Here is a 26142-nt window from a genome sequence, read left to right as displayed (position 1 = left end):
CTACTCACTGAATGAAGATTTTCGGGCCGTTATACGACCGTGCCATGGTCTGGGCCGCCAACGAGCGCGCGCCAACCTATTTGACCGTGCTCAGTTTCATCGAGGCCATCATCTTCCCGGTGATGCCGGAGGTGATGTTGATGCCGATGTGCGTGGCGCAGCCGCGCAAGGGCTGGCGCTTTGCAACGCTGAGCCTGGCCGGTTCCATGGCCGGCGCGATGGTGGGCTATGCGCTGGGTCATTACGCCTTCGAGGTCTTGAAGCCGGTATTCGAAGCCATGGGCATGTTGCCGGCGATTGAAGGCGGCATCGCTACCCTGCAGGCAAAGATGGCGGAGTCGCCGTGGGCGGTGTTCACCTTCCTGGTGTTGGGCGGTTTCATGCCCATTCCGATGAAGGTCTTCACATGGGCCTCGGGTATCGTCGGCGTGCCGCTCCCGCAATATGTGCTGAGCATGCTGGTCGGGCGTGGCAAGCGGGTTTATTTGTTGGCGGCGGTGATCCGCTTCGGCGGCGCAAAGGCGGCCGAACGGTTACGACGCTGGATTGAGCCGTTGGGCTGGATCGCCACCGCATTGGTGGTGGGCCTGGTGGCGTGGTTGGTCTGGAGGGCTAAATTCGCATGAATGCATTGATGTTGGGCAAGGGATTGGGCAGGGCACTGGCTGTGTTGGCGGTGGTCTCATTGGCCGCCTGCGGCACCGCCACGGTAGTCAAACCTTCGGGCGGCAGCTCCGGTTCGTCCACCTCGACCACGCCGCGAACCTCGGTGGCCAAACCTGGCCAGACTGCGGTTGTCCGTCGTGGCGATACCCTGTTTGGTATCGCCCGGATCAACAACATCACCCCGCGTGATCTTGCCGCGTGGAATGGCCTGTCCGAGCCCTACACGATCTATCCGGGGCAGGCGCTGCGGCTGTATCCGGGCGGTGCCACGGCCAGTCGGCCAGCGACAGGCGGCTCTACGACGACCCCGACCCGGCCGGCAACGCCACCGCCAGCGACGGCTACCCCGGTCAACAGCGGTATCGTCTGGCGCTGGCCGGCCGAGGGCGCGCTGGTGGGCCGTTTCGTGGCCGGTGAAGCCACCAAGCAGGGCGTGGATATCGCAGGCAGCAGCGGCCAGGCCGTGCGAGCCGCCGGCCCGGGTGTGGTGGTGTATTCCGGCGCGGGGCTGGTTGGCTACGGTGAGCTGATCATCATCAAGCACAACGACCAATGGCTGTCGGCCTACGGTCACAACCGCAAGCGCCTGGTCAACGAAGGGCAGAGCGTGAAGGCTGGCGACCAGATCGCCGAGATGGGCCGCACCGGCACTTCACGCGACATGCTGCATTTCGAGATCCGTTACAACGGCAAGCCGGTCGATCCGTTGATCTATCTGCCGAAAAAATAGCTGGTTGCGCCGGCCAACGCTCGGCAGGTAGTGCCGAGCCACGCTCGCCAAAGGCCTTCCCAGCCAACCCGCACCGGTAGTGCCGAGCCATGCTCGGCAGAGGCCTTCCCAGCCAACCCGCACCGGTAGCGCCGAGCCATGCTCGGCAGGGGCTTTCCCAGCAAACCCGCACCGGTAGTGCCGAGCCATGCTCGGCAAGGGCTTTCCCAGCCAACCTGCACCGGTAGTGCCGAGCCATGCTCCGCAAGGCTTTCCCAGCCAACCCGCACCAGTAGTGCCGAGCCATGCTCGGCAAGGGCTTTCCCAGCAAACCCGCATACTTGCAGGAAAGGCATAAGCCGCAAAGCCGGTGATCTGTCCGACGCCTTGCGAGCAAGGCCCCTGCCGAGCATGGCTCGGCACTACGGATCAGCATTTACTTTCTGGTTTGCCTGCGACCTGGCGGAGCATGGGCTTCGCGGCTTATGCCGCTCCCACAAAAGCCAGGCACGGTAATGCCACAGCGCAGCATGGCTGCGCTCTACTGGCCGCTTTCCAGAATGATGGCCATCACCACGCGGCGGTTTTCGCCGGCCAGCACGTTGTACGTGCGCGCAGCCGAGGCGTTGTTCATCACCTCGATGCCGATGCCGCGGGTCAGGCAGGCTGCCATGATCGCGGCGGGCGGGAAAATCTGCTTTTCACCCGTACCCAGGATCACCAGCGCCGGATTCTGATCCAGTGCTGGTGCCAGGTGTTCGGCGCTCAACTCGGCGACCGACGCAACGGGCCAGTCTTCGATCAAGTTGTTCGGCGAAAGGATGAAGCTGCGGCTCAGCGCGCGCTCGTTCACCTGCGCGTGGCGGCCATCGGCTGAACGCAGGGAATAGATGTAATCAGGAAGCTCGCGACTGAACTGCATGGGTACTCCTCGGCGATCAGCCGCGCGGCAGAACGATCTGGCGCTTTTCCTTGGCCGGGCGGTAGAGCACGGCGACGTGGCCGATGCGCTGCACCAGGGCCGAAGCGCTGGCCTGGACCATTTCGTCGATCAGGGCGTCGCGCGCTTCACGATCTTCTGCAGCCACCTTGACCTTGACCAGCTCGTGGCGCTCCAGCACCTCGTCCAGCTCGGCCAAAAAGGCCGGGGTGACCCCTTTGCCACCGATTTGCAGCAGTGCTTTCAGGTCATGCGCAATGCCGCGCAGGAATCGGTTCTGGGCCGAGGTCAGGACGATAGACATGCAGGACTACAGGTAATCAAGGGGGTTCAGGGTATCATGACCACCCCTGTGAGCCCCATTGCCAATGCCTTCCCGTAGCAAAAGTAGCCAGCGCTGGCTGAAAGAACACTTCTCCGATCCTTTTGTGAAAAAGGCCCAGAAGGAGGGCATGCGCTCGCGCGCGGCCTACAAACTGGAGGAGCTGCTGGAGCGTGACCGGCTGCTGAAGCCGCATATGGTGGTGGTCGATCTGGGCGCCGCCCCGGGTGGCTGGTCACAGCAGGTGCGCAGGCAGATGGGTGATACCGGCCGGGTATTGGCGCTGGATATCCTGGAAATGCCGCCACTGGCTGGCGTGGAGTTCCTTCACGGTGACTTCAGGGAACAAGACGTTCTATCGCAGTTTGAAGCCATGCTCGGCAATGTACCGGTAGACCTTGTGCTGTCGGATATGGCCCCCAATAAGAGTGGTATGGATGCGGTTGACCAGCCGCGGATGATGCACCTGGCGGAGTTGGCGATGGATTTTGCCGACAACCATCTCAAGCCGGGTGGGGCGTTCCTGATCAAGTTGTTCCAGGGCGTCGGCTTTGATGACTACGTGCGTGAAATGCGCCGTCGTTACGACAAAGTCGCCATTCGCAAGCCGGACGCTTCACGCAAGCGTTCATCCGAGGTTTATGCCCTCGGGCTGAGCAAGCGCACCCAGATAAAGTAAGCTCAGCCATACGACTTTTCAGTATTTAGTATCTAGAGGGACACCGGAGCCGATGAGGATGAACGACCTGACCAAGAACCTCCTGTTGTGGGTGGTTGTCGCCGTCGTGCTGATGGTGGTGTTCCAGAGCTTTGCCCCGCGCAGCGGCGCAGCGGCTACTGGCGATGCCCGCAATTACGCGCAGTTCCTGCAGGAAGTGGATGCAGGCCGGATCAAGTCGGTCGAGTACACCGACAAGACCACGCTGACCACCAACCATCTGCGTTTCAAACGTGCTGATGGTTCCGACGGCATGCTTTACACCCCAGCTGATCCGAAGTTGCTGGATCAGTTGCTATCTAAGAATGTTGAGGTGGTGCGCCAGGAACCGGCTGGCCCGAGTTTCTGGGGCATCGTGCTGCAGTTTCTGCCGGTATTGCTGCTGATCGGTTTCTGGATCTTCATGATGCGGCAGATGCAGGGCGGTGGCGGTGGTGCCAAGGGCGCGATGTCCTTCGGTAAATCCCGCGCCAAGCTACAGGGCGAAGACCAGATCAAGGTCACCTTTGCCGACGTCGCCGGTTGCGACGAGGCCAAGGAAGAAGTCGGCGAGCTGGTCGAGTTCCTGCGTGACCCTTCCAGGTTCACCAAGCTGGGCGGCAAGATTCCGCGCGGCGTGTTGATGGTCGGTCCGCCGGGTACCGGTAAAACCTTGCTGGCGCGCGCCATTGCCGGCGAGGCCAAGGTACCGTTCTTCGCGATCTCCGGTTCGGACTTCGTCGAGATGTTCGTCGGCGTCGGTGCCAGCCGCGTGCGCGACATGTTCGAGCAGGCCAAGAAGCATGCGCCGTGCATCATCTTCATCGATGAAATCGATGCCGTGGGCCGTCATCGCGGCTCGGGCACCGGCGGTGGCCACGATGAGCGCGAGCAGACCCTGAACCAGATGCTGGTCGAGATGGACGGCTTCGAGGGCGGTGAGGGCGTGATCGTGATCGCCGCCACCAACCGTCCCGACGTGCTGGACAAGGCGCTGCTGCGTCCGGGCCGTTTCGACCGCCAGGTGATGGTCGGCTTGCCGGACATCAAGGGCCGCGAGCAGATCCTGCGCGTGCACCTGCGCAAGGTGCCGGCCGCCGATGACGTGCGTCCGGAAGTGCTGGCACGCGGTACCCCGGGTTTCTCCGGTGCCGATCTGGCCAACCTGATCAATGAAGGCGCCCTGTTTGCGGCTCGTCGCAACAAGCAGGAAGTCGACATGAAGGACTTCGAGGACGCCAAGGACAAGATCTACATGGGTCCTGAGCGCCGCAGCATGGTCATGCGTGAGGAAGAGCGTCGCAATACCGCTTATCACGAGTCCGGCCACGCTGTTGTCGCCATGTCGCTGCCCAAGGCCGATCCGGTGCACAAGGTCACCATCATGCCGCGCGGTTGGGCCCTGGGTCTGACCTGGCAGCTGCCGGAGCATGACCACATCAGCAAGTACAAGGAGCGCATGCTGGAAGAGCTGGCGATCCTGTTCGGTGGCCGCATCGCCGAGGAGATCTTCGTCGGCGAGATGTCGACCGGTGCCTCCAACGACTTCGAGCGCGCGACCAAGCTGGCCCGTGCCATGGTCACCAAGTACGGCATGTCCGATGTGTTGGGCATCATGGTCTACGCCGATGAAGAAGGCGGCTATGGCATGCACAGCAAGACCATTTCCGAGGCCACCCAGCAGAAGGTGGACGCGGAGATCCGTCGCATCCTGGACGAGCAGTACAACGTTGCCTACAGGATCCTGGACGAGAAGCGCCATATCGTAGAAGCAATGACGGCCGCGCTGCTGGATTGGGAAACCATCGACGCCGAGCAGGTCAAGGCGATCATGGAAGGTCGCAAGCCTTCGCCGCCGGCCGGTTGGGTGGACAAGGGCGGTAACAATGACAGCGCCGACGATGGCAAGGGTGGCGACGCCCCGCAGCCGGTGGCGCCGATCACCGATCCTGCCGGCCAGCACTGAGGCAGTCGTCTTGAGTCGATGAAAAACGGGCCGGTTTTCCGGCCCGTTTTTTTATGCGCCAGCCAGCGTGCTGGGCGAGAATAGCGGCATGTTGGTTTTTCCAGGCCCAGTCCCATGAATGCTTCCCCGCCGCCGCCCAAGGCACCCTCGGCCAATGTGCCGGAAATGATCATCGCCACCGTTGCCGGCGTCGGCTTCGGGGTGAAGACCGATAATTTCCTGGCCGGCATCTTCATCGGCGTGGTGCTGGGGGTGATCCTGAGCCTGATCGGCAGCCGCATCCGCGCCCGCAACAAGCCGTGACACGCTGGCCGCCATTTGCCTCGCCGCTGCCCGTCGGGCGGCCCACGATCCCTGATACAACGCCGTTTGAGCCCCGCTTGTGGCGGCTTGGGCCAGGTGTAATTGCAGTCCGCAGGAGCGCCCATGTTTGATGTTGTCCCCACCCTGGAATGCGGCGGCCTGACGCTTCGGCTGGATCGGCCGCAGGTAATGGGCATCGTCAATGTCACCCCGGATTCGTTTTCCGATGGCGGCCAGCATGCCGATACCGCGACAGCCGTTGCGCATGCGTTGGCGCTGGTGGAGCAGGGGGCCGACCTGCTCGACATCGGCGGGGAATCCACCCGTCCCGGCGCAAGCCCGGTGTCGGTGCAGGAGGAAATCGATCGGGTTGTGCCGGTGATCGAAGCCCTGGCTGCGCGGGTGCCGGTGCCGTTGAGCGTGGACACCTTCAAGCCCGAGGTGATGCGCGCTGCGCTCGCTGCCGGTGCGCACATGATCAACGACGTGCAGGCCCTGCAGCAGCCCGGTGCACTGGAGGTGGTTGCGGCCTCCAACGCGGCGGTAGTGTTGATGCACGCGGTTGGCGGGCCTTACGACGCCGGTGTTGCAAACAGCTATGTCGATATCGCCGGGGATGTGCAGCGCTTCCTCGCCGAGCGCATCTTTGCCGCCGAAATGGCAGGCATCGGGCGCAAGCGGCTGCTGCTCGACCCGGGCTATGGCTTCAACAAGGACACCGCGCAGAATTTCGCCTTGCTGGCGGCGCAGGCGCGTTTGAACAGCCTGGGCGCGCCGCTGCTGGCGGGCTTTTCGCGCAAGCGCTGCATCGGCGATGTCACCGGCCGTGCGCTGGCTGCCGAACGCGTAGCCGGCTCGCTGGCGGCACATCTGCTGGCGGTGCAGAACGGCGCGATGATGGTGCGTGTGCATGACGTGGCTGCAACCGTGGATGCGCTCAAGGTGCTGGCGGCCGTGGCTGCGGTACCGGCGCCGCGCGCCGACAGACCTGCCATGCCGCGCTGGCCGGACGAGGAGTGATGGGCGCCGATCAGCGGCCATTGGCCATCGCCCTGATGGGGCCTACCGCTTCGGGCAAGACCGCGGCGGCCATTGCCTTGGCCAAGGCTTATGACGGTGAGATCGTCAGCGTCGATTCGGCACTGGTCTACCGTGGCCTGGAGATAGGTGCGGCCAAGCCGGATGCCGCCGAGCAGGATGGCATTCCCCACCATCTGCTGGACCTGCGTGACCCCTGGCAGACGTATTCGGCTGCCGAGTTTTCTGCCGATGCAACGGCGGCAGTGCGTGACATTGTCGCGCGCGGCAAATTGCCGATACTGGCCGGCGGTACCGGCCTGTATTTCCGTGCCTTGCTGCAGGGCCTGTCGCCAATGCCGGAGGCGGACCCGGCCACGCGCGCAGCGATTGCCGCCGAGGCCGAGATCTGCGGTTGGCCGGCCCTGCATGCCCAGTTGGCGCAGCTGGACCCGGTGGCTGCCGCGCGCATCCATGCCACCGACCCGCAGCGCATCCAGCGGGCGCTGGAGGTGTACCGCCTGACCGGCAAGCCGATCAGCTATTGGCAGGCATTGCCGGGCATCGCGCGGCTGCCGGCGCGGGTGCTGAAACTGGTGCTGGCCCCGGCCGAGCGCGCGGTGCTGCACCAGCGTATCGAGCGCCGCTTCGACCTGATGCTGGAGCGCGGCTTCCTGGACGAGGTGCGGGCCCTGCGGGCATTGCCGCAGATGGCGGCTGTAGCCGCTCCACTGGACCTGCCGGCGGTACGCGCGGTCGGTTACCGGCAGGCCTGGCAGTTCCTGGACGGCCAGGGCAGTGCCGCTGAATTCCGCGACAAGGGCGTGTTTGCCACCCGCCAGTTGGCCAAACGGCAGATCACCTGGCTGCGCGGCGAGCTGGATGCGCGCTGGTTTGACCCGGTTCGGGACATGTCTGGTGTGCGGAACGCGGTTTCCCGCTTTCTGGAAGGCTGAGCGAGCGCCTGCCGGTGTACCATCAGGGTTCCGGGCGGGCAGGGGACGCCGCCATCAGTCCGGTTCATAAAAACAATAACGAGGAGTAGACGATGTCCAAGGGGCAGTCTTTGCAGGATCCGTTTCTGAATGCGTTGCGCCGTGAGCGCGTGCCGGTTTCGGTCTACCTGGTGAATGGCATCAAGTTGCAGGGCACGATCGAATCGTTCGATCAGTTTGTGGTGCTGCTGCGTAACACCGTCAGCCAGATGGTCTACAAGCACGCTATTTCCACGGTGGTGCCGGCGCGCAATGTGCGCGTGGGGCCGGGTGGTGGTTACGTGCAATCGGGTGATGGAAGCCAAGCAGCTGATGACGAAATTGACAACGACAACGAATAAGCAGGTGGCGGCGCATGTTTGATCGCTCTAAAAAGGGCGAACATGCGCTGTTGATCCAGCCGCATGTTGGCCGGCTGGAAGAAGATGTGCTGGAAGAATTCACCGATCTGGCACGTTCGGCCGGGGCAACCATCGCCGCGACGATAAGCGCGCGCATGGACCGGCCCAATCCTTCCACCCTGATTGGCAGCGGCAAGCTGGAAGAGGTAAAAGCTGCGGCCGATGCCACCGGTGCCGATCTGGTGCTGGTCAATCATCAACTCAGCCCGGTGCAGGAGCGCAACCTTGAGCGCTACCTGGAGCGGCGCGTGATCGATCGCACCGGTCTGATCCTGGATATCTTCGCCCAGCGGGCGCACAGCCACGAGGGCAAGCTGCAGGTCGAGCTGGCCCAGCTGCGGCATATGGCCACCCGGCTGGTGCGCGGCTGGACCCATCTTGAGCGTCAGCGCGGTGGTTCCATCGGTTTGCGTGGCCCGGGTGAAACCCAGCTGGAAACCGACCGCCGCCTGCTGCAGAAGCGGGTCGAGCAGTTGCAGAAACGCCTGGAAAAGGTGGAGGTACAGCGCACCCAGATGCGCCGTGCGCGGGTCCGCAGCGAAATGCCGCGTATCGCGTTGGTCGGCTACACCAATGCCGGCAAGTCCACGTTGTTCAATGCCTTGACCGGTGCCGAGGCCTACGCCGCCGACCAGTTGTTCGCCACACTGGACCCGACCGTGCGGCGGATCAGCTTGCCGGGCGGCAATGCGATGCTGGCCGATACCGTCGGCTTCGTGCGCAACCTGCCGCATGATCTGGTGGCGGCATTCCGCTCGACGCTGTCCGAAGCGCGCGAAGCGGATTTCCTGCTGCATCTTGTCGATGCCGCCGATCCGCTGCGTGAAGAGCGCATCGCCCAGGTCGATGAGGTTCTGGAAGCCGTAGGTGCGGGCGACTTGCCGCAGCTGCTGGTGTTCAACAAGATCGATCGTATCGAAGGTGCCGAAGTGCGCCACGATGCACAAGACGGCGTACCGGATGAATCACGGCGAGAGCGGGTGTGGGTTTCCGCGCGCGACGGCCGTGGGCTGGAATTGCTGCAGTCCGTGCTCGGCAAACGCCTGGGCCTGCAGCATGTCACCGGCAGCGTGCGTTTGCCGCCCAGTGCGGGCCGCCTGCGCGCACGCCTGCACCAGTTGGAAGTCATCCGCAGTGAACAGGCTGACGAAGACGGCTGGCTGATCGAAGTGGACATTCCGATCGCCGAGGCCGAGAAGCTGGCTGCCAGCGAAGAAGGCGCGGTGATCAAACCGCTGTTGCCGGAAAAGCTGCCCGAGTGGTGAGATCGGCAACTTGCCGGTTGAGCTGATGAGGGGAAAGACAGCCGGCCATTGGCCGGCTGTCTTGTTCCAGCTCTGGCAGTACTCGCAAAAAATGCGGCCGCATCAACCGCTTGTTTGTGGGAGCGGCATAAGCCGCGAAGCTCGCAAAGTGTCAGGCGGCAAAACTGCTTGCGATCCCCACACCCTCAGCTTCGCGGCTTACGCCGCTCCCACAGTTCCCCCAGCTACGTGAACCTGGAACGACATTGCCAGCGCGCAGCTCTTTTTTGTAGGAGCGGCGTAAGCCGCGAAGACAGCACACCGCCAGCCCGCAAAACGACGTATGGCCAACTTCATCAGCTACACGGCGAACCCCGCCCGTACGCAATGCCGGCACACGCGCAGGACAGCCCAACAGCTGTGCCCTGACACGCAGGCCTGATCTGCGGTAAAACGGCAGGGTTACCCACCAACCCCTGCTACCGCGATGTCCAATCCAACCGATGCCGATCTCAATGCCCAGGCTGCCGCGCTTGGCGAGCGCCTGCAGCAAGCCTCGCTGCAACTGGTGACCGCGGAAAGCTGCAGTGGCGGCTGGATCGCCAAGAGCATGACCGACATAGCCGGTTCCTCGGCATTCTTCGATTGCGGCATGGTGGTCTATAGCTACGAGGCCAAGCAGCGCCTGCTCGGTGTGCGGGCGCAGACGCTGGAGCAGTACGGCGCAGTGAGCCGCGAAACCGTTCTGGAAATGGTGGCTGGCGCCTTGATCAATTCCGGTGCCGGCATTGCGGTGGCGGTTACCGGTATTGCCGGCCCCGGAGGCGGCAGCCCGGACAAACCGGTGGGCAGCGTCTGGATAGGCTGGAAGCGACGCGGCGGCTATGCCCGCGCGCAGTTGTTCCAGTTCGACGGCGACCGCGATGCCGTACGCAGGCAAACCGTGGGTGCGGCATTGCACGGCATTGCCGAGCAACTGTGACATGCTGGCCCTGCCACCAAGCGGGGTAAGCATTGATGTGGGAAACACTGGGCACCGTCCGTGATCTGGGCCGGCTGCAGGAAATTGCCGGCGTCCTGATCCGTTATGGCTTTGGCGACGTAGTGCGCCGCACCGGGCTTGCTTCGGTGCTCGAACGCGCCGGTCGCCTGGTGCGTTGGAACGACAGCCAACAGATGCTGCGGATGACCGCGCCGGTACGTGTGCGCAGCGCAATGCAGGAACTGGGGCCTACCTTCGTCAAGCTCGGCCAGGTGCTGGCCACCCGCGTGGATCTGTTGCCGCCGGAATGGATCGCCGAGTTGTCCGAACTGCAGAACGCAGTGCCGCCATTACCGTATGCCGCGATCCGCGAGCAACTGGAGGCCGATCTGGGTGCGCCGCCGTCGCAGGTATTCGCCTTCCTCGATGAAACCCCGATGGCCGCTGCCTCGCTGGCGCAGGCGCATCGCGCGCGGCTCCACGACGGGCGCGAAGTGGTACTGAAGATCCGTCGTCCCGGCATCCGTGATGTGGTCGAGGCGGATCTGCGCCTGTTGGCGCGGCTGTCGGAGATCGTCGAAGCACGCCTGCCGGACCTGCGCCGCTATCGCCCGGCCGAAGTGGTGCAGCAGTTCACCGTCTCGCTGCGCAGCGAAATGGACTTTGCCGCTGAATGCCGCAACGCCGAACGCATCGCGCGCAACTTCGAGGGCCGCAACGACATTCTTATTCCCAGCGTGCATTGGCAGTGGACCTGCGAAAGCCTCAACGTGCAGGACTTCGTGGACGGCATCCCGGGCCGCAAACTCGACGCCCTCGATGCCGCAGGTCTGGACCGCGCTGCATTGGCCCGCCGCGGTGCCGATATCGTGTTGAAAATGGTGCTTGAAGACGGCTATTTCCATGCCGATCCGCATCCGGGCAACATCTTCTACATGCACGATGGCCGCATAGGCGTGATCGACTTCGGCATGGTTGGCGCACTGTCCGAAGCGCGCCGCTTCCAGGTTGCACAGCTGTTGCACGGGCTGGTCGAGCAGGAGCCGCAGGCGGTGGCCGATGTGCTGCTGGACTGGGCCGGCGGTGTGGAGGTTGACGAGGCCCGGCTGCAGCAGGACATCAGCCAGTTCGTCGATCAGTACCGCGGCGTGCCACTGAAGGATCTGCGCATCGGCCTGATGCTGGGCGACATCACCCAGCTGCTGCGCAGTTACAGCCTGACCTTGCCGGCCGACCTGGCGCTGATGATCAAGGCCTTCCTTACCCTGGAGGGCATGGGCCGGCAGCTGGATCCAGATTTCGACATGGCCAGTGCCGCGCGTCCGTTCCTGGAGCGGGTGGTGATGCAGCGCTACGCTCCCAAGGCACTGCTCAAGCGTGGCCGCCGCAGCCTGCTGGGGATGCTGGATTTCGCCGGCGAACTGCCGCGCGACCTGCGTCGGCTGGTGCAGGCCGCGCGCCGCGGGCAGCTCAAGCTGAGGGTGGAAACCACCGCGTTGCAGGGCTTTGGCGACCAGGTCAACCGCGCCGCCAACCGCTTGGTGGTTGGGGTGATTACTGCAGCGCTGATCATTGGTTCCTCGATCGTGATGCACAGCGTTGGCGGGCTCTCCAGCCGCTGGTTCCTGGCCCTGGGCTTGCTTGGCTTTGTCGGTGCCGGCATCTGCGGGGTGTGGATCCTGTTCTCGATCTGGCGCAGCGGGCGGCATTCCTGATTTACGACGAAGGGGCTTGCAGTTCTTTTTGTTAGTAGTAATACTACTAACCATGAACCTGACCGACACCCAGCAGGCCATCCTTGACTTGATCGCCGAGCGCATCGAGGCCGAGGGCATGCCGCCATCACAGACCGAGATCGCCCGCGCCTTTGGTTTCAAGGGCGTACGTTCGGCCCAATATCATCTGGACGCCCTGGAAGCGGCAGGCGCCATCGAGCGCGTCCCCGGCCGCGCCCGTGGCATCCGGCTGGTACGCCAGGAAGGCGAGGGCGATGCAGCCCCGCAGAGTCCCGCACCGGCCGCCAACGATGACGTGCTGCGCCTGCCCATCCTCGGGCGGGTCGCTGCGGGCCTGCCGATCGGGGCGGACATCGGCTCGGACGACTATGTGGTGCTGGACAAGGTGTTTTTCTCGCCGGCACCGGATTACCTGCTCAAGGTGCAGGGTGATTCGATGATCGACGAGGGCATTTTCAACGGCGATCTGATCGGCGTGCACCGCACCCGTGACGCGCTCTCCGGGCAGATCGTGGTGGCGCGTATCGACGATGAAATCACCGTCAAGCTGCTGAAGATCGCCAAGGACCGCATCCGCCTGCTGCCCCGCAACCCCGACTACGCACCGATCGAAGTCCTGCCCGACCAGGATTTCTCCATCGAGGGGCTGTATTGCGGCCTGCTGCGGCCCAACCGCTGAATTCTGCTGATTTGGAGCCCGCGGATTCGAAATCCGCGCATTCCGCAGCCGTAACTGTCTGTTTCTCTTACGTGGGGCGGGTGTTTGGGCTGCTGTCGGTATCCTTGTCAGCCCAATAATTTTGTCGTCTCGGCAGCAGTCTCAGCCTGTGCGATACGACTCCCCTACAGTGGACCCCATGACGAAATCAACGAAAACAACCCCGAGGACGAACGCGATGGACGAGAACAAGAAGCGCGCGCTTACCGCTGCACTGAGTCAGATCGAAAAGCAGTTCGGCAAAGGCTCGGTGATGCGCATGGGCGACCGTGTTGTCGAACCCGTCGAGGTCATTCCTACGGGCTCGTTGATGCTCGATATCGCACTGGGCATCGGCGGCCTGCCGAAGGGCCGCGTGGTCGAAATCTACGGGCCGGAATCCTCGGGCAAGACCACTCTCACCCTGCAGGCGATTGCCGAATGCCAGAAGCTGGGCGGCACTGCCGCCTTCATCGACGCCGAGCACGCCCTGGACCCGATCTACGCCGCCAAGCTGGGCGTCAATGTTGACGACCTGCTGCTGTCGCAGCCCGATACGGGTGAACAGGCGCTGGAAATCGCCGACATGCTGGTGCGTTCCAGCTCGGTCGATATCGTGGTGGTCGACTCGGTCGCCGCGCTGACCCCGCGTGCTGAAATCGAAGGTGAAATGGGCGACCAGCTGCCGGGCCTGCAGGCACGTCTGATGAGCCAGGCGCTGCGCAAGCTGACCGGCAACATCAAGCGTTCCAATACGCTGGTCATCTTCATCAACCAGCTGCGCATGAAGATCGGCGTGATGATGCCGGGCCAGAGCCCGGAAGTGACCACCGGCGGCAATGCATTGAAGTTCTATGCCTCGGTGCGCCTGGATATCCGCCGTATCGGCGCGATCAAGAAGGGTGACGAGATCATCGGCAACCAGACCAAGATCAAGGTGGTCAAGAACAAGCTGGCACCGCCGTTCAAGCAGGTCATCACCGAAATCCTCTACGGCGAAGGCATTTCCCGTGAGGGCGAGCTGATCGACATGGGCGTGGAAGCCAAGTTGGTTGAAAAGGCTGGCGCTTGGTACAGCTACGGTGAGGAGCGCATTGGCCAGGGCAAGGACAATGCCCGCGGTTACCTGCGCGACAACCCGCAGGTTGCGGTCCGCCTGGAAGCCGAGCTGCGTGAGAAGTTCCAGCCCACCGAAGCGGCGCGCGAAGAAGGCGACGCAGAGGACGGCGAGGAGTGATTTTCCCGCGGGAGCGGGCGGCGCATCGTCAGTGACGTCGTCCGCTCCTGCGGCATTTTGTCCATGAAGGCCCCGCTCCAGGGATGGGACGGGGTTGGGCGTTGCCGGGATTGGGCGTAGTAGGTGTTATGACCGAGATGGATGACCAGCCTGCGGGCAAAACCAAGCGTGGCCGTCAGCAGACGCCGTTGCAGCGCGCGTTGGGGCTGCTGGTCAGGCGCGAGCATTCGCGCAAGGAGCTTGGCCGCAAGTTGAAATCGCGAGGTGTTGATCCCGATGCGGTCGATGCGGCGGTCGCGCGCTTGGCCGAAGAAGGCTGGCAGGACGACACGCGTTTCGCCCAATCCGTGGTGCGCAACCGTGCTGGCAGCGGCTACGGGCCGCTGCATATCCGCGCGGAGCTTGGCACCCATGGCTTGGGCAGCGAGCAGATCGAGGCCGCCATGGCCTCCTTTGAAGGCGATTGGGCTGAAAACGCACGCGAGTTGGTTTGCCGCCGTTTTGGTGCCAGTGGCCCGGAAGATCTGGCGCAGCGGCGCAAAGCCGCGGATCTATTGGCCCGGCGTGGTTTTGATGGCAACTGTATCCGCCAGGCCAGTCGTTATGATCCAGAGGACTGATGAGGACTGCGCGGGCTGGGCCTGATACCCTTTCAGGGTTTCGGTTGTCCCGAATTCCCGCGCCTGCACAGGCTGCTGGGACCCGTTTGCCAGCTTATCGCCAGTCCCCATGAATACACCTGCCAAATTTACTACCTCCCAGATCCGCGCTGATTTCCTCGAATTCTTCAAGGGCAAAGGCCACACCATCGTGCCGTCGGCACCTTTGGTTCCGGGCAATGACCCGACCCTGCTGTTCACCAACTCGGGCATGGTCCAGTTCAAGGACGTGTTCCTGGGCGCGGAAAAGCGCAGCTACGTGCGCGCTGCCGACGTCCAGCGCTGCCTGCGCGCCGGTGGCAAGCACAACGACCTGGACCAGGTCGGCTATACCGCCCGCCATCACACCTTCTTCGAGATGCTGGGCAACTGGTCCTTCGGTGATTACTTCAAGAAGGACGCCATTGCCTGGGCCTGGGAGCTGCTGACCCAGGTCTGGAAGCTGCCGGCCGAGCGCCTGCTGGTCACCGTCTACCAGACCGATGACGAGGCCTATGCGCTGTGGCGCGACATGGTTGGCATCCCGGAAGATCGCATCGTGCGCATCGGCGACAACAAGGGGGCGCCGTTCGCTTCGGATAATTTCTGGCAGATGGCCGATACCGGCCCCTGTGGTCCCTGCACCGAGATCTTCTTCGACCATGGCGACCACATCGCCGGTGGCCCGCCGGGCTCGCCGGACGAGGACGGTGACCGCTTCATCGAGATCTGGAACCTGGTGTTCATGCAGTTCGATCGCCAGCCCGATGGCTCGCTGCAGCCGCTGCCGGCGCCGTGCGTGGATACCGGCATGGGCTTGGAGCGCCTGGCGGCGATCCTGCAGCACGTGCATACCAACTATGAGATCGACCTGTTCCAGGCGCTGATCCGCAAGGCTTCCGAGCTGACCGGCATGGCTGACCTGGAAAACAAGTCGCTGCGGGTGATCGCCGATCACATCCGCGCCTGCTCATTCCTGATCGTCGACGGCGTGCTGCCGTCCAATGAAGGCCGCGGCTACGTCCTGCGCCGCATCATCCGCCGCGCTCTGCGTCATGGCTGGATGCTGGGCGTGCGTCAGCCGTTCTTCAACAAGCTGGTGTCGACCCTGATCGAGCAGATGGGCGAGGCCTACCCGGAATTGCCCGCACAGGCCGACACGGTGGTGCGTGCTTTGCTGGCAGAAGAAGAGCGTTTCGCTGAAACCCTCGATTCGGGCATGAAGATCTTCGACGACGTCGCGGCCAAGGTCAGCGATGGTGTCATCCCCGGTGTGGATGCTTTCCGTCTGTACGACACCTACGGCTTCCCGGTTGACCTGACCGCCGATATCGCGCGCGAGCGCGGCATGACGGTGGACATGGCCGGCTTTGATGCCTCGATGGAACACCAGCGCGAAACCGCGCGTGCCGCCGGCAAGTTCGGTGGTGGTGTGAGCTTGCCGGCCGAACTGGTCGCCACGCTGTCGCCGACCGCGTTCCTCGGCTACGACGCGCTGCAGGCTGATGGCCTGAAGGTCGTCGCGCTGATCAAGGATGGCCGCCCGGTGGACGCCGTACAGGCTGGCGATGAGGTCATCGTGTTCACCGCGCAGACCCCGTTCTATGCCGAATCCGGTGGCCAGGTCGGTGATACCGGCGTGTTGTCGGCTTCCGGTGTGAAGCTGGCGGTCAGCGACACGCAGAAGTTCGCTGGGCAGTTCCACGGCCATGTCGGCACGCTGGAGCAGGGCGCGCTGAAGCTCGGTGACGTGCTGGCTGGTGCGGTGGATGCATCGCGTCGCAGCGCCACCATCCTCAATCACTCGGCTACCCATCTGCTGCATGCCGCCCTGCGCGAAGTGCTGGGCACGCATGTGCAGCAGAAGGGCTCGCTGGTGGCGCCGGATCGCCTGCGCTTCGATTTCTCGCATTTCCAGCCGATCAGCGCCGAGGAACTGGCGGTCATCGAGCGCAAGGTCAACGAGCAGGTGCGCGCCAACAACGCCGCCGAAGTGCACAACATGGGCATGCAGGAAGCGCTGGATTTCGGCGCCATGGCATTGTTCGGCGAGAAGTACGGCGAAAACGTCCGCGTGCTGAAGATGGGCGAGTACTCCACCGAGCTGTGCGGCGGTACCCACGTGTCGCGCACCGGCGATATCGGCCTGTTCAAGATCACTTCCGAAGGCGGTGTGTCCTCGGGCGTGCGTCGTATCGAGGCCGTGACCGGGCAGGGTGCGCTGGATTACGTGGCCGACGAGGAAGCGCGCCTGCATGAGGCAGCGCAGCTGCTCGGCGGCAGTGCCGGTGATGTGGTCGACAAGATCCGCCAGCTGGCCGAACGGCAGAAGAAGCTGGAGCGCGAGCTGGAGGCCCTCAAGGCCAAGGTCGCCTCCGGCGCTACCGCTGACCTGGGTGGCTCGGCGGTGGATGTGGCCGGGGTCAAGGTGCTGGCAGTGCGTCTGGAAGGCTTTGATGCCAAGGCCCTGCGCGATGCGGTGGATCGCTTGAAGCAGCAGCTGGGTGACGCGGTGATCGTGCTGGCGGGCGTGCAGGATGGCAAGGCGGCGCTGGTTGCCGGTGTCAACGGCGCAGCTGCGGGCAAGGTCAAGGCGGGCGAGTTGCTGGCGCACGTGGCGGCCCAGATCGGCGGCAAGGGCGGCGGTCGCCCGGACATGGCCCAGGGCGGTGGTGAGGATGGTCCCAAGCTGGTGGCGGCCCTTGAGGGCGTCCTGGCATGGGTCAAGCCACATCTGGCCTGAATGTGACAAGCCAAGCACCTTGTAGGTGTTTGCGCCCTGACGTTAACATTGGGAGTCTTTTCCCTTTGTCGTGGGGCGCATAGCTAGAAGCGCGCCAATGCCGGCGGGAAACCCTGCCGGTTCCATGGAGATTTGCAAAATGTTGATCCTGACTCGCCGTGTAGGCGAAACCTTGATGATCGGCGACTCGGTCAGCGTGACCGTGCTCGGCGTCAAGGGCAACCAGGTACGTATCGGTATCACCGCTCCGAAGGATGTGGCGGTGCATCGTGAGGAGATTTTCCAGCGTATCCAGCGTGGCGATGAGCCCGCGACCCCCGGAAGTGAAGAAACTTCCGAATAAGGGTTTACCTTTCACCTCGTTTAACGTTATTCTTCGCGCCCCGCTTCGGAATACACGCGGCGGGGCAAAAGAAACGGAGTGATGCCCGAGTGGCTGAAGGGGCTCCCCTGCTAAGGGAGTATAGGGTTAAAAGCTCTATCGAGGGTTCGAATCCCTCTCACTCCGCCAGTTTCAAAAAAGCCCCTTTCAAGGGGCTTTTTTGTGTCTGTTGGTTTTGTAGTAGCGGCTGCTGTTGATGAGTTTCTGTTTCGATGTGCCGGCGCGCCTGTCTGCGTTTTTGTAGGAGCGGCGTGAGCCGCGAAGCTCGCGGGCGATCGGATTGCTGGGTCTTGGATTCAATAGGGCCAGTGTCGCGGCATATGCGGCCCGCTGCGGGATCGGTGTCGTCTGGGTGTAGCTGTGAGTGGCGATGCGCTGTGGCGACGCTTGTAGGCTCTGCCGAGCATGGCTCGGCACTACAGAGCTGTGTGCTGCGCTGGGGTGCCTGTGTGCCCGCGTGCTTTTGCGGGAGCGGTGTAAGCCGCGAAGCTGGCGGGCGATCAGATTGCAGGGCCTTGGTGAATTCAATAAGGCCGGTGTCGCTGTTTATGCGGGCCCTCTATGGGGTGGGGCGCTCGGGTGCTGGTGGCCGCCGGTGCGCTGTGGCGACGCTTGCAAGGCCTCTGCCGAGCATGGCTCGGCACTACAGAATTGCATGCTGCGCCGAGGCGCTGGCGCGCCCGCATGCTTTTGTGGGAGCGGTGTAAACCGCGAAGCTGGTGGACGCTCAGGTTGCAGGCATGCGTGTGGATCCAGTCCGTGCGGCTTCGCTCTGCTCGTGCTGTCGCTGCGGTGTTGGTGCTGCTTGGGTGGAGTGGTGCTTGCGGGCTGCTGCTTCGCGGGGTCGTGGCGCGCTGGCGATGCCTTCGGGCATTGCTGGGGAGGCCTCTGCCGAGCACGGCTCGGCGCTACACTCGACGTTGGTTATTGCGGGGCTCTGGTGCTTGCTTCAGTGCTGTTTTGTCCGGCGTGATAATCCATCCGCAAAACGCACATAAAAAAACAGCAGGCAATGCCTGCTGTTTTTGGTATTGGTGCGCTCGGAGAGATTCGAACTCCCGACCACCTGGTTCGTAGCCAGGTACTCTATCCAACTGAGCTACGAGCGCTCAACATTGCTGTTGTAGTTTGAAGCGGTGCAGATTATATCTGCGTTCTGACATGGTGCGCTCGGAGAGATTCGAACTCCCGACCACCTGGTTCGTAGCCAGGTACTCTATCCAACTGAGCTACGAGCGCGTCGTTGCCAGGAGCGAGATTATGCGGATTTGAGCCGTTTGCGTCAACGCTTTTGTGAAAATTTCTTAATCTTCGGGATGAATCAGTGCGTAGGCCACGTTCTGTGGCGATTTCATCCAATGAAAGTGGTCAGCGACCACGCCCAGCTCGGCCGATGACAGTAGTTTCAGGCTGTGCGCAGAGGCGGGAAGCTTTGCCAACAGTTGCTGCATTGAACTGACCGGTGCCAACCAATCGTGGTCCATCACCACTGCGCGCGTCGGTGCGCTGATGCGGCGCATGCCGGCTTCCAGATCGATGGGCAGGTTCTGCGCAGCGTAGTGATTGCTCAAGCCAACGCGTGCCCAGTCGCGTATCAGGCCGCGTGCTTCGGTACCGCCGAAGCCGACGCGGCGTCCGGGCAGGGTGCCGTTGCGTTGTGCCAGCCAAGGCAGGAAGCGATACGCCAAGGGCAGCAACCAGCCACGCGGTGGCGGGAAGCTCCGCCACCATGGCGTGCCGCTGGCGACCAGCCATAGCGCGTCCAGTTCGGTCTCGCGCAGGCCCGCATAACAGCAGCTGAGCTGGCCGCCGAGGCTGTGGCCACCCAGCCGGAACGGGAGCCCTGGCAGTGCGCTGTGTACGGCGGCTTCGGCTGCGGGCAGGTCGAGTTGCAGCAGCTCTTTGTAGCCCCAGTCGTGGCTGCGGTCAGGACGCAGGCTGCTGCTGCCGTTGCCGCGCCATTCGTGCAGGAATACCGCAATGCCGTGTTCTGCCAGCGCTTGGGCGAAGGCCTGGTAGTGGCGGGCCGCAACCCCCAATGCCGGCAGCCATAGCAGGCAGGCGCGCGGCTTGGTGGGGAGGTAGGCTAATAGTTCGAAGCTGTGGCCATCGGCGCTGCTGACGCGCAGCGCGCTTGCTTGTGGGGTTGTCTCGGCGCCGAGGTTCATGCCGGGCGCGCCGCGCCGAAGTGATCCAGTACCATCACATCGCTGCGGCCCGGGTGGTAGCCGCCCTGCAGGCCACGGGCGACGTAGTCGATCGCCGCTTCGCAGGCGTTGGCCAGCGACAGCCCGCAGCACAGCTGCGCGGCGATGGCGGAAGCCAGGGTGCAGCCGGTGCCGTGTGCATCCACCGGCAGCCGAACATGGCTGAATTCCTCGCGGCTGACGCCATCGAAATAGCGGTCGATGACCCGGCTGCCTTCCAGTAGATGGCCGCCTTTGAGCAGGACCGCGCCGGCGCCCATGTCGAGCAGCGCGGCGGCGGCATCTTCAGCGTCGTCGGCGTTGCTGATGCTGCGCCCGAGCAGCAGCTCTGCTTCCGGCGTATTCGGGGTCAGCAGGGTTGCCAGCGGCAGCAGCCGCTCGCGCATCGCGCGCAGCGCGCTGTCTTCGAGCAGCTTGGCGCCGCTGGTGGCGACCATCACCGGGTCGATCACGATCTGCGGCGGGCGCCGTTGTTCCAATGCGTCGGCGACCAGATGGATCACCTCGGCATTGGCCAGCATGCCGAGCTTGACGGCGTGGATATCGAAGTCATCGAAACACGCATCGATCTGCGCGCGCAGGAAATCCAGCGGCGGCACATGCACGGCGGTGACGCCACGGGTGTGCTGTGCGGTGAGTGCGGTGATTGCGGACAGGCCATGCACGCGGTGCGCGGCAAAGGCTTTGAGGTCGGCTTGAATGCCTGCGCCGCCGCCGGAATCGGAGCCGGCAATGGTCAGGGCGGAAACGGGGGTGGAAGGACTCATTGGCCGATTGTGCAGTGTTTGCCGAGGGCCTGCTTCATCCCTGCCGGCGCACGGCCCATTGCCGGTACAGCACATAACCCAGGCCGCTCAATCCGGTCAGCATGGCCGGTACCAGCAGGGCGTCGTACTGCCAGCGCGCGAACAGCCATGCGCCGAGTACACCGCCGGCCAGAAAGCCGCTGATGATCAGGCCGCTCAGGGTCAGCCGGTGCATCGGTACGGGCAGGCCGCGCAGCAGATGACCCAGGCCGATGCCAAGATCGGTGAACATGCCGCTCAGGTGGGTGGTGCGCACGACCGCGCCGCTGAAAGTGGTGGCCAGCGCGTTCTGCAGTCCGCAGGCCATCGCCGCGGCCAGTGCGCCCCAGACCTGTTGCTGTTTGAACAGGGGAATGGCCAGCAGCAACAGCGCCGATTCCAGTGCCAGCGCAACGCCATAGCGGCGGCCAAGCTGGAGGGTGCTGTCCTGGATGATCAAGCCGCTGAGCATCGCGCCCAGCGCAAAGGCGATCAGCAGGCCCCAGAGGTGACCGACCGAGCGCCAGTCGGCATGCGCCAAGGCAATGCCGAGCTGGCTGGTGCTGCCGGTGACATGGCTGACCGCTTGATGCTCAAACCCCAGAAAACCGACCGCGTTGACCATGCCAGCCACGCAGGACAGCGCAATCGCACCGATCCAGACCCAGGTGGGCAGGCGGACCTTCATCGCGCCGCCGGGTCAGGGCGACGACTTGGCGCCGTTGCGTTCGATGCTGCTGAAGGTGCCGGCTTGCGGGTCGTAGACGGCGCCCCAGAACTGCGCGCCGCCATCGCAGGCCCGGATTGCTTCGCGGCCCGGGTCGATTTCGCTGTGGTCGGGCAGGGTGAAGGCGTTGATGTAGATCAGCCGCTTGCCACCGGACTCGAAGCCCACGTACTGCCGGCCGGACAAAGCCGGCTCGGCAATGACGGGTTGCAGCTGCGCAAGGCGGCTTTCCAGTGCATCGATATCGGCACGGCTGGGCGCCCAGTAGCCTGTGACTTCACCGGCGTGCTTGGCGGGGCTGTCGCGCGAGCAGGTGTCCAGCACCTGCGCGGCGACCACGGGGCGGGTGACCACCCAGGACTGTCCCGTCTTTACCGCCGTCGGCACGCTGCCAGGGCGCGTGTTCGACGGCGTGCAGGCGGCTACGGCCAGTGTGGCTGCGGCCAACAGGGACAGGGTATGCAGCTGTTTCACAGAACCTCCGAAGCGTAATCGGCCAGGCGCGAACGTTCGCCCCGACGCAGTGTGATGTGTGCACTGTGCGGCCAATTCTTGAAACGGTCCACCGCATAGGTGAGGCCGGACGTGGTTTCGGTGAGGTAGGGGGTGTCGATCTGCTCGACATTGCCCAGACAGACGATCTTGGTGCCGGGGCCGGCGCGGGTGATCAGGGTCTTCATCTGCTTGGGGGTGAGGTTCTGTGCCTCGTCCAGAATCAGATAACGCGACAGGAAGGTGCGCCCGCGCATGAAGTTCATCGAGCGGATCTTGATGCGGCTGGCCAGCAGATCGTTGGTGGCCGCACGGCCCCAGGCGCCGCCGTCCTGGTTGTGGGTCAGCACTTCCAGGTTGTCGGTGAGCGCGCCCATCCACGGCGTCATCTTTTCCTCTTCGGTGCCGGGCAGGAAGCCGATGTCCTCGCCGACGCTGACCGTGGCGCGGGTCATGATGATCTCGCGGTAGCGCTGTGTATCCATCGTCTGCGCCAGGCCGGCGGCCAGTGCCAGTAGCGTTTTGCCGGTGCCGGCGGTGCCGAGCAGGGTAACGAAATCGATCTCCGGGTCCATCAGCGCGTTGAGTGCGAAGTTCTGCTCGCGGTTGCGTGCGGTGATGCCCCAGACCGAATGCGAGCCGTGGCGGAAGTCATTGACCACCGACAAGGTAACGCGGCCATCGCCCTCGACCTTGCTGACCTTCAGCTCGACTTCGTCGTCGCCGTGCAGGTAAGCGAACTGGTTGGGATGCCAATCCTCATCGTCTGCGGCCATGATTTCGTAGCTGGTGCGGCCCTTGTCGCTCCAACTGCGCAGGCCTTCGCTGTGCTTCTTCCAGAAATCTTCCGGCAGCACGGTGGCGCCGGTGTAGAGCAGGCTGAAATCGTCCAGCGCGCGGTCGTTCTCGTAATCCTCCGAGTCGATGCCGGCGATTGCGGCCTTGATCCGCAGGTTGATGTCCTTGGAGATGAACACCACCGGGGTTTCCGGGTGCTGTTCCTTCAATGCCAGGATCGCGCCGAGGATGGCATTGTCCGGGATCACCTTGCCAAAGCTCTTGCCGGCCTCGAAGTGGCTGGTCTGGAAGTACAGGTTGCCGGCGCTCTGCGCGCCACGCAGCTGCAGGCCCTTGGGTCGTGCCAGCGGCACGCCGTTCTGCACGCTGCCGATGCCGGACGCTTCGATCAGCTCGTTGAGGAAGCGGCTCACCTGGCGGGCGTTGCGGCTCGCTTCGGTGGTGCCCTTCTTGCCGTTGTCCAGCTCCTCGATCACCTGCATGGGCAGGTAGACATCATGTTCCTCGAATTTGAACAGCGCGGTCGGGTCGTGCATCAGCACGTTGGTATCCAGTACGTAGATGCGCTTGCCTCGGGTCATCGTCGATTCCTGGTGGCGGGACAGGGTCACGCCATCGCACCTGCAGGGCAGGGCGATGACATGGGTTGGAACGGGATGTGGGTCACTTGGTTTGAGCGGCCTTCAGTGCTTCCAGCACCGCATCGGCATGGCCGGCGACTTTGACCTTGCGCCATTCCTGCACGAGCTTGCTGTCAGGAGAGATCAAAAAGGTGCTGCGTTCGATGCCACGTACCTGCTTGCCGTACATGTTCTTCATCTTGATCACGTCGAAAGCGTTGCACAGCACCTCATCGGCGTCGCTGATCAGTGGGAACTTGAAACCCTGCTTGGCGCAGAAGTTGTCGTGCGACTTCAGCGAGTCGCGGGAGATGCCGAACACCTGTGCCCCGGCGCGCTTGAACTTCGGCAGCAGGGCATTGAAGTCCAGGCCTTCGGTGGTGCAGCCGGGGGTGCTGTCCTTCGGGTAGAAGTACAGCACCAGCCATTGGCCTGCCAGCTCGCCGAGGCGGGTGGTGGTGCCGCCGGACAGGGCCAGCGGCAGCTCGAGGGTGGTTCGGTCCAGGGTATCGCCGATGTTCATCAGATCCTTTCCGGAGCCTGGGGTAGTTCGATTGCAGTTACATGAAACGCCGCGCGCCTGTGACGGGCGCGCGAAACATTAGAACTTCATCGGGTCCATGATCGCGTCCAGGTTGAGGTGGTCGCAGAATTCGAGGAAATCGTCGCGCAGGGCGGCGATATGCATGTTTGAGGGAACACCAATGGTGATCTGCGCTGAGAACATCTCCGCGCCCGTCTGCATGGCCTGGTAACGCGTGCTCTGCAGGTTCTCGATGGTGATGCCCTGGCGGTCGAAGAAGTCGGCCAGCTGGAACAGGATGCCCGGCTTGTCGGCGGCAACGACCTCGACAATGTAGGGGAGCAGGTTGGACTGGGCCTGTTTGGCGGCGGTGCGGTACCACACCAGCTTCAGGTTTTCCTCGCGCTCAAGCCGGGTCAGCATGGCCTCGAGCTTGGCTACCGCGTCCCACGAGCCGGTGGCCAGGGTGGTGACCGAGACATCGCGGCCCACGGTGGCAAGACGGGCATCGACCAGGTTGCAGCCGCTGTCGGCGATTCGACGGGTGACGGACAGCAGAGGGGACTCCGGATGCGTCGTATAGGCGTTGATCAGGAGGTGGTTTTCGGTCGGCAGCGGCCGCGGCGTGGTGTCGGTCAAGGTGGTTCCGGGAGCTAGAGAGTCTGAACAACACCGTTGAAGGGCTGTTCGTTGGCGTCCAGCATACTTGCCCGTGCTTTCGACCGGCAAGTAACATGCCTTCGGTCACGAACCCGCCGACCGGCGGGCTTGTTTACCCCCACGAAGAGCGACTGACCCTTTGTCCATATCTGGTCTCATCACCGCGCTGGCGACGCCTTTCAAGGCCGACGGCGCACTCGATCCTGAGGGCTGGCAGCGCCTGCTGGCCCAGCAGCTCAAGGGCGGCGTCCAGGGTGTAGTCGTGGCAGGCTCCACCGGCGAAGCCTCCACCCTGTCCGACGATGAATACGACGGCCTGCTGCGCAGCGCCGTTGCCGCCTTTGCCGGCAAAGTGCCGGTGCTGGCCGGTACCGGCCTGTCCGGCACCGCCCGGACCATCGCCCTGACCAAACGGGCGGCCGCCAATGGCGCCACCCATGCGCTGGTGGTCACCCCGCCTTATGTACGCCCAACCCAGGAGGGCCTGCGCCAGCATTATCTGGCGGTGGCCGAGCAGGGCGGCTTGCCGGTGGTGCTGTACAACGTGCCCGGGCGCACCGGCTGCGACCTGCTGCCGGAGACCGTGGCCGCGCTGGCCACGCACCCGAACATCGTCGGCATCAAGGAGGCGGTGGGCGATACCACCCGGCTGAAAGCCCTGCTGGAACTGCGCAGCAGCAGCTTCACCATTCTCAGTGGTGACGACGGCTCCGCCGCCCGTTCCATGTTGTCCGGCGCCGATGGCCTGATTTCGGTCGGCTCCAATGTGCTGCCGGGGGCTTACCGGACGATGTGCGACCTGGCCCGCGCCGGTCAGCATGAAGCGGCCGAAGCCTGGGATGCCCGCCTGCAGCCGTACCACGATTTTTGCGGTGTCGAGTCCAACCCCATTCCGGTCAAGGCGCTGCTGCAGCGGCTTGGTATTGGCCATGGGCTGCGCTTGCCGCTGCTTCCGCTTTCTGCGCCGCACCACGCACATGCCGATCATCTGGCTGCTGACGTGGACGCGTTGGAAGAACTATCCAGCCGCTGATTCAGCGGCCTCTGAACTCTGGAGATTCACCCATGCGTCAAACCTCTACCGTTCGCGTGTTCTCGCTGGTGCTGCTGGGCGTTGTCACCGCCGTGGCAACTTCCGGCTGCTTCTTCAAGCGCGGTGCCCGCGGCGACTACGCCCTGGCCCCGGAAGCGCGCCCGCTGGAAGTGCCGCCGGATCTGAACCTGCCCAGCACCGCTGGCTCGGCGCCGATCCCGGCATTGGCCTCGGCCGCCAAGCCGGCCGCTGCTTCGGCAGCCACCGTCGCCTCGTCGCAGAGCGGCTTCACCGTCAGCGGCAGCCGTGACGAGGTGTTCGGCAAGGTCGGTGAGGCACTTGCCGGCGTTGACGGCCTGACCATCGCCAGCCGCGCGCAGCTGCTGGGTTCCTATGATGTTGCCTACGAAGGCAGCAACTTCCTGGTGCGCGTGGTTGCCGTTGATGCCGGTGCCTATGTGTCGGCGGTGGATCCGCGCGGCATGCCGGCCACCGATGCGGCCGCAACCAAGCTGATCGCGGCATTGAAGGCCAAGCTGGCCGGTTGATGGCAGCGGTTTTGAGATGAAAAAAAGGGCGCCGCGTAAGCTGGCGCCCTTTTTATTTGGCTGGCTTCATCGGC

General features: G+C 63.8%; 27 protein-coding genes and 3 tRNA genes. 19 read left to right on the top strand and 11 right to left on the bottom strand.

Annotated elements, in window-relative coordinates; all coding sequences use genetic code 11:
• Positions 1-11: 11 nt before the first annotated feature.
• Positions 12-626 (top strand): YqaA family protein, encoded by a 615-nt coding sequence (locus tag ABE493_RS05480; protein ID WP_346497950.1) that lies wholly within the window; start codon positions 12-14, stop codon positions 624-626.
• Positions 623-1396, top strand: coding sequence for a peptidoglycan DD-metalloendopeptidase family protein (locus ABE493_RS05475; protein ID WP_346497949.1), 774 nt, complete (start codon positions 623-625; stop codon positions 1394-1396). The genes ABE493_RS05480 and ABE493_RS05475 overlap by 4 nt, the downstream gene beginning before the upstream one ends.
• A 520-nt stretch (positions 1397-1916) precedes the next feature.
• Here ABE493_RS05475 and ABE493_RS05470 read toward each other — a convergent pair.
• Both ABE493_RS05470 and yhbY read right to left on the bottom strand, forming a co-directional pair.
• Positions 1917-2297 carry an Mth938-like domain-containing protein gene (locus tag ABE493_RS05470; protein WP_346497948.1) on the bottom strand — a complete coding sequence of 127 codons (381 nt, stop codon included), beginning with the start codon at positions 2295-2297 and terminating at the stop codon, positions 1917-1919.
• A 16-nt stretch (positions 2298-2313) separates the two neighbouring features.
• Entirely contained in the window at positions 2314-2619 is a 306-nt protein-coding gene (gene yhbY, locus ABE493_RS05465; protein WP_057628262.1) for a ribosome assembly RNA-binding protein YhbY, read from the bottom strand.
• Positions 2620-2683: 64 nt separating this feature from the next.
• Here yhbY and rlmE point away from each other — a divergent pair, with 64 nt between their 5' ends.
• From rlmE to ABE493_RS05390, 15 genes are all read left to right on the top strand, one after another.
• On the top strand, positions 2684-3316 hold the full coding sequence (rlmE, locus tag ABE493_RS05460; protein ID WP_346497947.1) for a 23S rRNA (uridine(2552)-2'-O)-methyltransferase RlmE: 633 nt from the start codon (positions 2684-2686) through the stop codon (positions 3314-3316).
• A gap of 58 nt (positions 3317-3374) precedes the next feature.
• Positions 3375-5300: an ATP-dependent zinc metalloprotease FtsH gene (gene ftsH, locus ABE493_RS05455; protein WP_346497946.1), complete on the top strand. Its 1926-nt coding sequence runs from the start codon at positions 3375-3377 to the stop codon at positions 5298-5300.
• 114 nt (positions 5301-5414) lie between these two features.
• Complete coding sequence (locus ABE493_RS05450; protein WP_346497945.1) at positions 5415-5603, top strand: hypothetical protein; 189 nt, start codon at positions 5415-5417, stop codon at positions 5601-5603.
• A 123-nt stretch (positions 5604-5726) separates the two neighbouring features.
• Positions 5727-6623, top strand: a complete 897-nt coding sequence (gene folP / locus ABE493_RS05445) for a dihydropteroate synthase (RefSeq protein ID WP_346497944.1) — start codon at positions 5727-5729, stop codon at positions 6621-6623.
• Positions 6623-7576, top strand: a complete 954-nt coding sequence (miaA, locus tag ABE493_RS05440; RefSeq protein WP_346497943.1) for a tRNA (adenosine(37)-N6)-dimethylallyltransferase MiaA — start codon at positions 6623-6625, stop codon at positions 7574-7576. The genes folP and miaA overlap by 1 nt, the downstream gene beginning before the upstream one ends.
• Before the next feature lie 92 nt (positions 7577-7668).
• The gene (gene hfq, locus ABE493_RS05435) at positions 7669-7956 is read left to right on the top strand and encodes an RNA chaperone Hfq (protein ID WP_057628256.1); all 288 of its coding nucleotides are present in this window, start codon (positions 7669-7671) and stop codon (positions 7954-7956) included.
• A gap of 14 nt (positions 7957-7970) precedes the next feature.
• Complete coding sequence (hflX, locus tag ABE493_RS05430; protein WP_346497942.1) at positions 7971-9281, top strand: ribosome rescue GTPase HflX; 1311 nt, start codon at positions 7971-7973, stop codon at positions 9279-9281.
• Between the two features lie 466 nt (positions 9282-9747).
• Positions 9748-10242, top strand: coding sequence for a CinA family protein (locus ABE493_RS05425; protein WP_346497941.1), 495 nt, complete (start codon positions 9748-9750; stop codon positions 10240-10242).
• Positions 10243-10277: 35 nt separating this feature from the next.
• Positions 10278-11957, top strand: a complete 1680-nt coding sequence (gene ubiB / locus ABE493_RS05420) for a 2-polyprenylphenol 6-hydroxylase (RefSeq protein ID WP_346497940.1) — start codon at positions 10278-10280, stop codon at positions 11955-11957.
• Between the two features lie 52 nt (positions 11958-12009).
• Positions 12010-12657, top strand: coding sequence for a transcriptional repressor LexA (gene lexA, locus ABE493_RS05415; protein WP_346497939.1), 648 nt, complete (start codon positions 12010-12012; stop codon positions 12655-12657).
• Between the two features lie 217 nt (positions 12658-12874).
• Positions 12875-13912, top strand: coding sequence for a recombinase RecA (gene recA, locus ABE493_RS05410; RefSeq protein WP_346497938.1), 1038 nt, complete (start codon positions 12875-12877; stop codon positions 13910-13912).
• 137 nt (positions 13913-14049) lie between these two features.
• A complete protein-coding gene (gene recX / locus ABE493_RS05405; RefSeq protein WP_346498006.1) occupies positions 14050-14532 on the top strand; it encodes a recombination regulator RecX in 483 nt (160 codons plus the stop codon).
• A gap of 109 nt (positions 14533-14641) precedes the next feature.
• Positions 14642-17293 (top strand): alanine--tRNA ligase, encoded by a 2652-nt coding sequence (alaS, locus tag ABE493_RS05400; RefSeq protein ID WP_346497937.1) that lies wholly within the window; start codon positions 14642-14644, stop codon positions 17291-17293.
• 139 nt (positions 17294-17432) lie between these two features.
• Positions 17433-17636, top strand: coding sequence for a carbon storage regulator CsrA (gene csrA, locus ABE493_RS05395; protein WP_057628248.1), 204 nt, complete (start codon positions 17433-17435; stop codon positions 17634-17636).
• Between the two features lie 75 nt (positions 17637-17711).
• Positions 17712-17804, top strand: a tRNA-Ser gene (locus tag ABE493_RS05390).
• Positions 17805-18707: 903 nt separating this feature from the next.
• Here the strand turns inward: ABE493_RS05390 and ABE493_RS05385 are convergent.
• The 9 genes from ABE493_RS05385 to ABE493_RS05345 form a co-directional block, all read right to left on the bottom strand.
• Positions 18708-18784: transfer RNA gene (locus tag ABE493_RS05385), tRNA-Arg, on the bottom strand.
• Between the two features lie 53 nt (positions 18785-18837).
• A tRNA-Arg gene (locus ABE493_RS05380) sits at positions 18838-18914 on the bottom strand.
• Between the two features lie 65 nt (positions 18915-18979).
• Complete coding sequence (locus ABE493_RS05375; protein ID WP_346497936.1) at positions 18980-19843, bottom strand: alpha/beta hydrolase family protein; 864 nt, start codon at positions 19841-19843, stop codon at positions 18980-18982.
• Complete coding sequence (thiD, locus tag ABE493_RS05370; protein WP_346497935.1) at positions 19840-20649, bottom strand: bifunctional hydroxymethylpyrimidine kinase/phosphomethylpyrimidine kinase; 810 nt, start codon at positions 20647-20649, stop codon at positions 19840-19842. The genes ABE493_RS05375 and thiD overlap by 4 nt, the downstream gene beginning before the upstream one ends.
• A gap of 34 nt (positions 20650-20683) precedes the next feature.
• Positions 20684-21355, bottom strand: coding sequence for a YoaK family protein (locus ABE493_RS05365; protein ID WP_346497934.1), 672 nt, complete (start codon positions 21353-21355; stop codon positions 20684-20686).
• 12 nt (positions 21356-21367) lie between these two features.
• Positions 21368-21859 carry a hypothetical protein gene (locus tag ABE493_RS05360; protein WP_430980721.1) on the bottom strand — a complete coding sequence of 164 codons (492 nt, stop codon included), beginning with the start codon at positions 21857-21859 and terminating at the stop codon, positions 21368-21370.
• 5 nt (positions 21860-21864) lie between these two features.
• A complete protein-coding gene (locus ABE493_RS05355) occupies positions 21865-23265 on the bottom strand; it encodes a PhoH family protein (RefSeq protein ID WP_346497932.1) in 1401 nt (466 codons plus the stop codon).
• Positions 23266-23347: 82 nt separating this feature from the next.
• Positions 23348-23827: a peroxiredoxin gene (locus tag ABE493_RS05350; protein WP_346497931.1), complete on the bottom strand. Its 480-nt coding sequence runs from the start codon at positions 23825-23827 to the stop codon at positions 23348-23350.
• Positions 23828-23905: 78 nt separating this feature from the next.
• A complete protein-coding gene (locus tag ABE493_RS05345) occupies positions 23906-24466 on the bottom strand; it encodes a glycine cleavage system protein R (RefSeq protein WP_057628242.1) in 561 nt (186 codons plus the stop codon).
• Positions 24467-24626: 160 nt separating this feature from the next.
• Here ABE493_RS05345 and dapA point away from each other — a divergent pair, with 160 nt between their 5' ends.
• Both dapA and ABE493_RS05335 read left to right on the top strand, forming a co-directional pair.
• The gene (gene dapA, locus ABE493_RS05340; protein ID WP_346497930.1) at positions 24627-25520 is read left to right on the top strand and encodes a 4-hydroxy-tetrahydrodipicolinate synthase; all 894 of its coding nucleotides are present in this window, start codon (positions 24627-24629) and stop codon (positions 25518-25520) included.
• 32 nt (positions 25521-25552) lie between these two features.
• The gene (locus tag ABE493_RS05335) at positions 25553-26068 is read left to right on the top strand and encodes a hypothetical protein (protein WP_346497929.1); all 516 of its coding nucleotides are present in this window, start codon (positions 25553-25555) and stop codon (positions 26066-26068) included.
• The last annotated feature ends 74 nt before the right edge of the window (positions 26069-26142 follow it).

The sequence above is a fragment of the Stenotrophomonas terrae genome (assembly GCF_039674165.1).
GTDB classification, from domain to species: Bacteria; Pseudomonadota; Gammaproteobacteria; order Xanthomonadales; family Xanthomonadaceae; genus Stenotrophomonas; species Stenotrophomonas terrae_A.
This window is presented reverse-complemented; position numbering and strand designations above follow the sequence as displayed.

Coding starts and splice junctions, on each gene's coding strand:
- recX (WP_346498006.1), top strand. CDS start 14,050: ATGGATGACCAGCCTGCGGGCAAAACCAAGCGTGGCCGTCAGCAGACG.
- ABE493_RS05475 (WP_346497949.1), top strand. CDS start 623: ATGAATGCATTGATGTTGGGCAAGGGATTGGGCAGGGCACTGGCTGTG.
- ubiB (WP_346497940.1), top strand. CDS start 10,278: ATGTGGGAAACACTGGGCACCGTCCGTGATCTGGGCCGGCTGCAGGAA.
- hflX (WP_346497942.1), top strand. CDS start 7,971: ATGTTTGATCGCTCTAAAAAGGGCGAACATGCGCTGTTGATCCAGCCG.
- ftsH (WP_346497946.1), top strand. CDS start 3,375: ATGAACGACCTGACCAAGAACCTCCTGTTGTGGGTGGTTGTCGCCGTC.
- alaS (WP_346497937.1), top strand. CDS start 14,642: ATGAATACACCTGCCAAATTTACTACCTCCCAGATCCGCGCTGATTTC.
- ABE493_RS05355 (WP_346497932.1), bottom strand. CDS start 23,265: ATGACCCGAGGCAAGCGCATCTACGTACTGGATACCAACGTGCTGATG.
- miaA (WP_346497943.1), top strand. CDS start 6,623: ATGGGCGCCGATCAGCGGCCATTGGCCATCGCCCTGATGGGGCCTACC.
- ABE493_RS05335 (WP_346497929.1), top strand. CDS start 25,553: ATGCGTCAAACCTCTACCGTTCGCGTGTTCTCGCTGGTGCTGCTGGGC.
- folP (WP_346497944.1), top strand. CDS start 5,727: ATGTTTGATGTTGTCCCCACCCTGGAATGCGGCGGCCTGACGCTTCGG.
- ABE493_RS05375 (WP_346497936.1), bottom strand. CDS start 19,843: ATGAACCTCGGCGCCGAGACAACCCCACAAGCAAGCGCGCTGCGCGTC.
- csrA (WP_057628248.1), top strand. CDS start 17,433: ATGTTGATCCTGACTCGCCGTGTAGGCGAAACCTTGATGATCGGCGAC.
- thiD (WP_346497935.1), bottom strand. CDS start 20,649: ATGAGTCCTTCCACCCCCGTTTCCGCCCTGACCATTGCCGGCTCCGAT.
- yhbY (WP_057628262.1), bottom strand. CDS start 2,619: ATGTCTATCGTCCTGACCTCGGCCCAGAACCGATTCCTGCGCGGCATT.
- lexA (WP_346497939.1), top strand. CDS start 12,010: ATGAACCTGACCGACACCCAGCAGGCCATCCTTGACTTGATCGCCGAG.
- ABE493_RS05450 (WP_346497945.1), top strand. CDS start 5,415: ATGAATGCTTCCCCGCCGCCGCCCAAGGCACCCTCGGCCAATGTGCCG.
- hfq (WP_057628256.1), top strand. CDS start 7,669: ATGTCCAAGGGGCAGTCTTTGCAGGATCCGTTTCTGAATGCGTTGCGC.
- recA (WP_346497938.1), top strand. CDS start 12,875: ATGGACGAGAACAAGAAGCGCGCGCTTACCGCTGCACTGAGTCAGATC.
- rlmE (WP_346497947.1), top strand. CDS start 2,684: ATGCCTTCCCGTAGCAAAAGTAGCCAGCGCTGGCTGAAAGAACACTTC.
- ABE493_RS05425 (WP_346497941.1), top strand. CDS start 9,748: ATGTCCAATCCAACCGATGCCGATCTCAATGCCCAGGCTGCCGCGCTT.
- ABE493_RS05470 (WP_346497948.1), bottom strand. CDS start 2,297: ATGCAGTTCAGTCGCGAGCTTCCTGATTACATCTATTCCCTGCGTTCA.
- ABE493_RS05480 (WP_346497950.1), top strand. CDS start 12: ATGAAGATTTTCGGGCCGTTATACGACCGTGCCATGGTCTGGGCCGCC.
- ABE493_RS05350 (WP_346497931.1), bottom strand. CDS start 23,827: ATGAACATCGGCGATACCCTGGACCGAACCACCCTCGAGCTGCCGCTG.
- ABE493_RS05365 (WP_346497934.1), bottom strand. CDS start 21,355: ATGAAGGTCCGCCTGCCCACCTGGGTCTGGATCGGTGCGATTGCGCTG.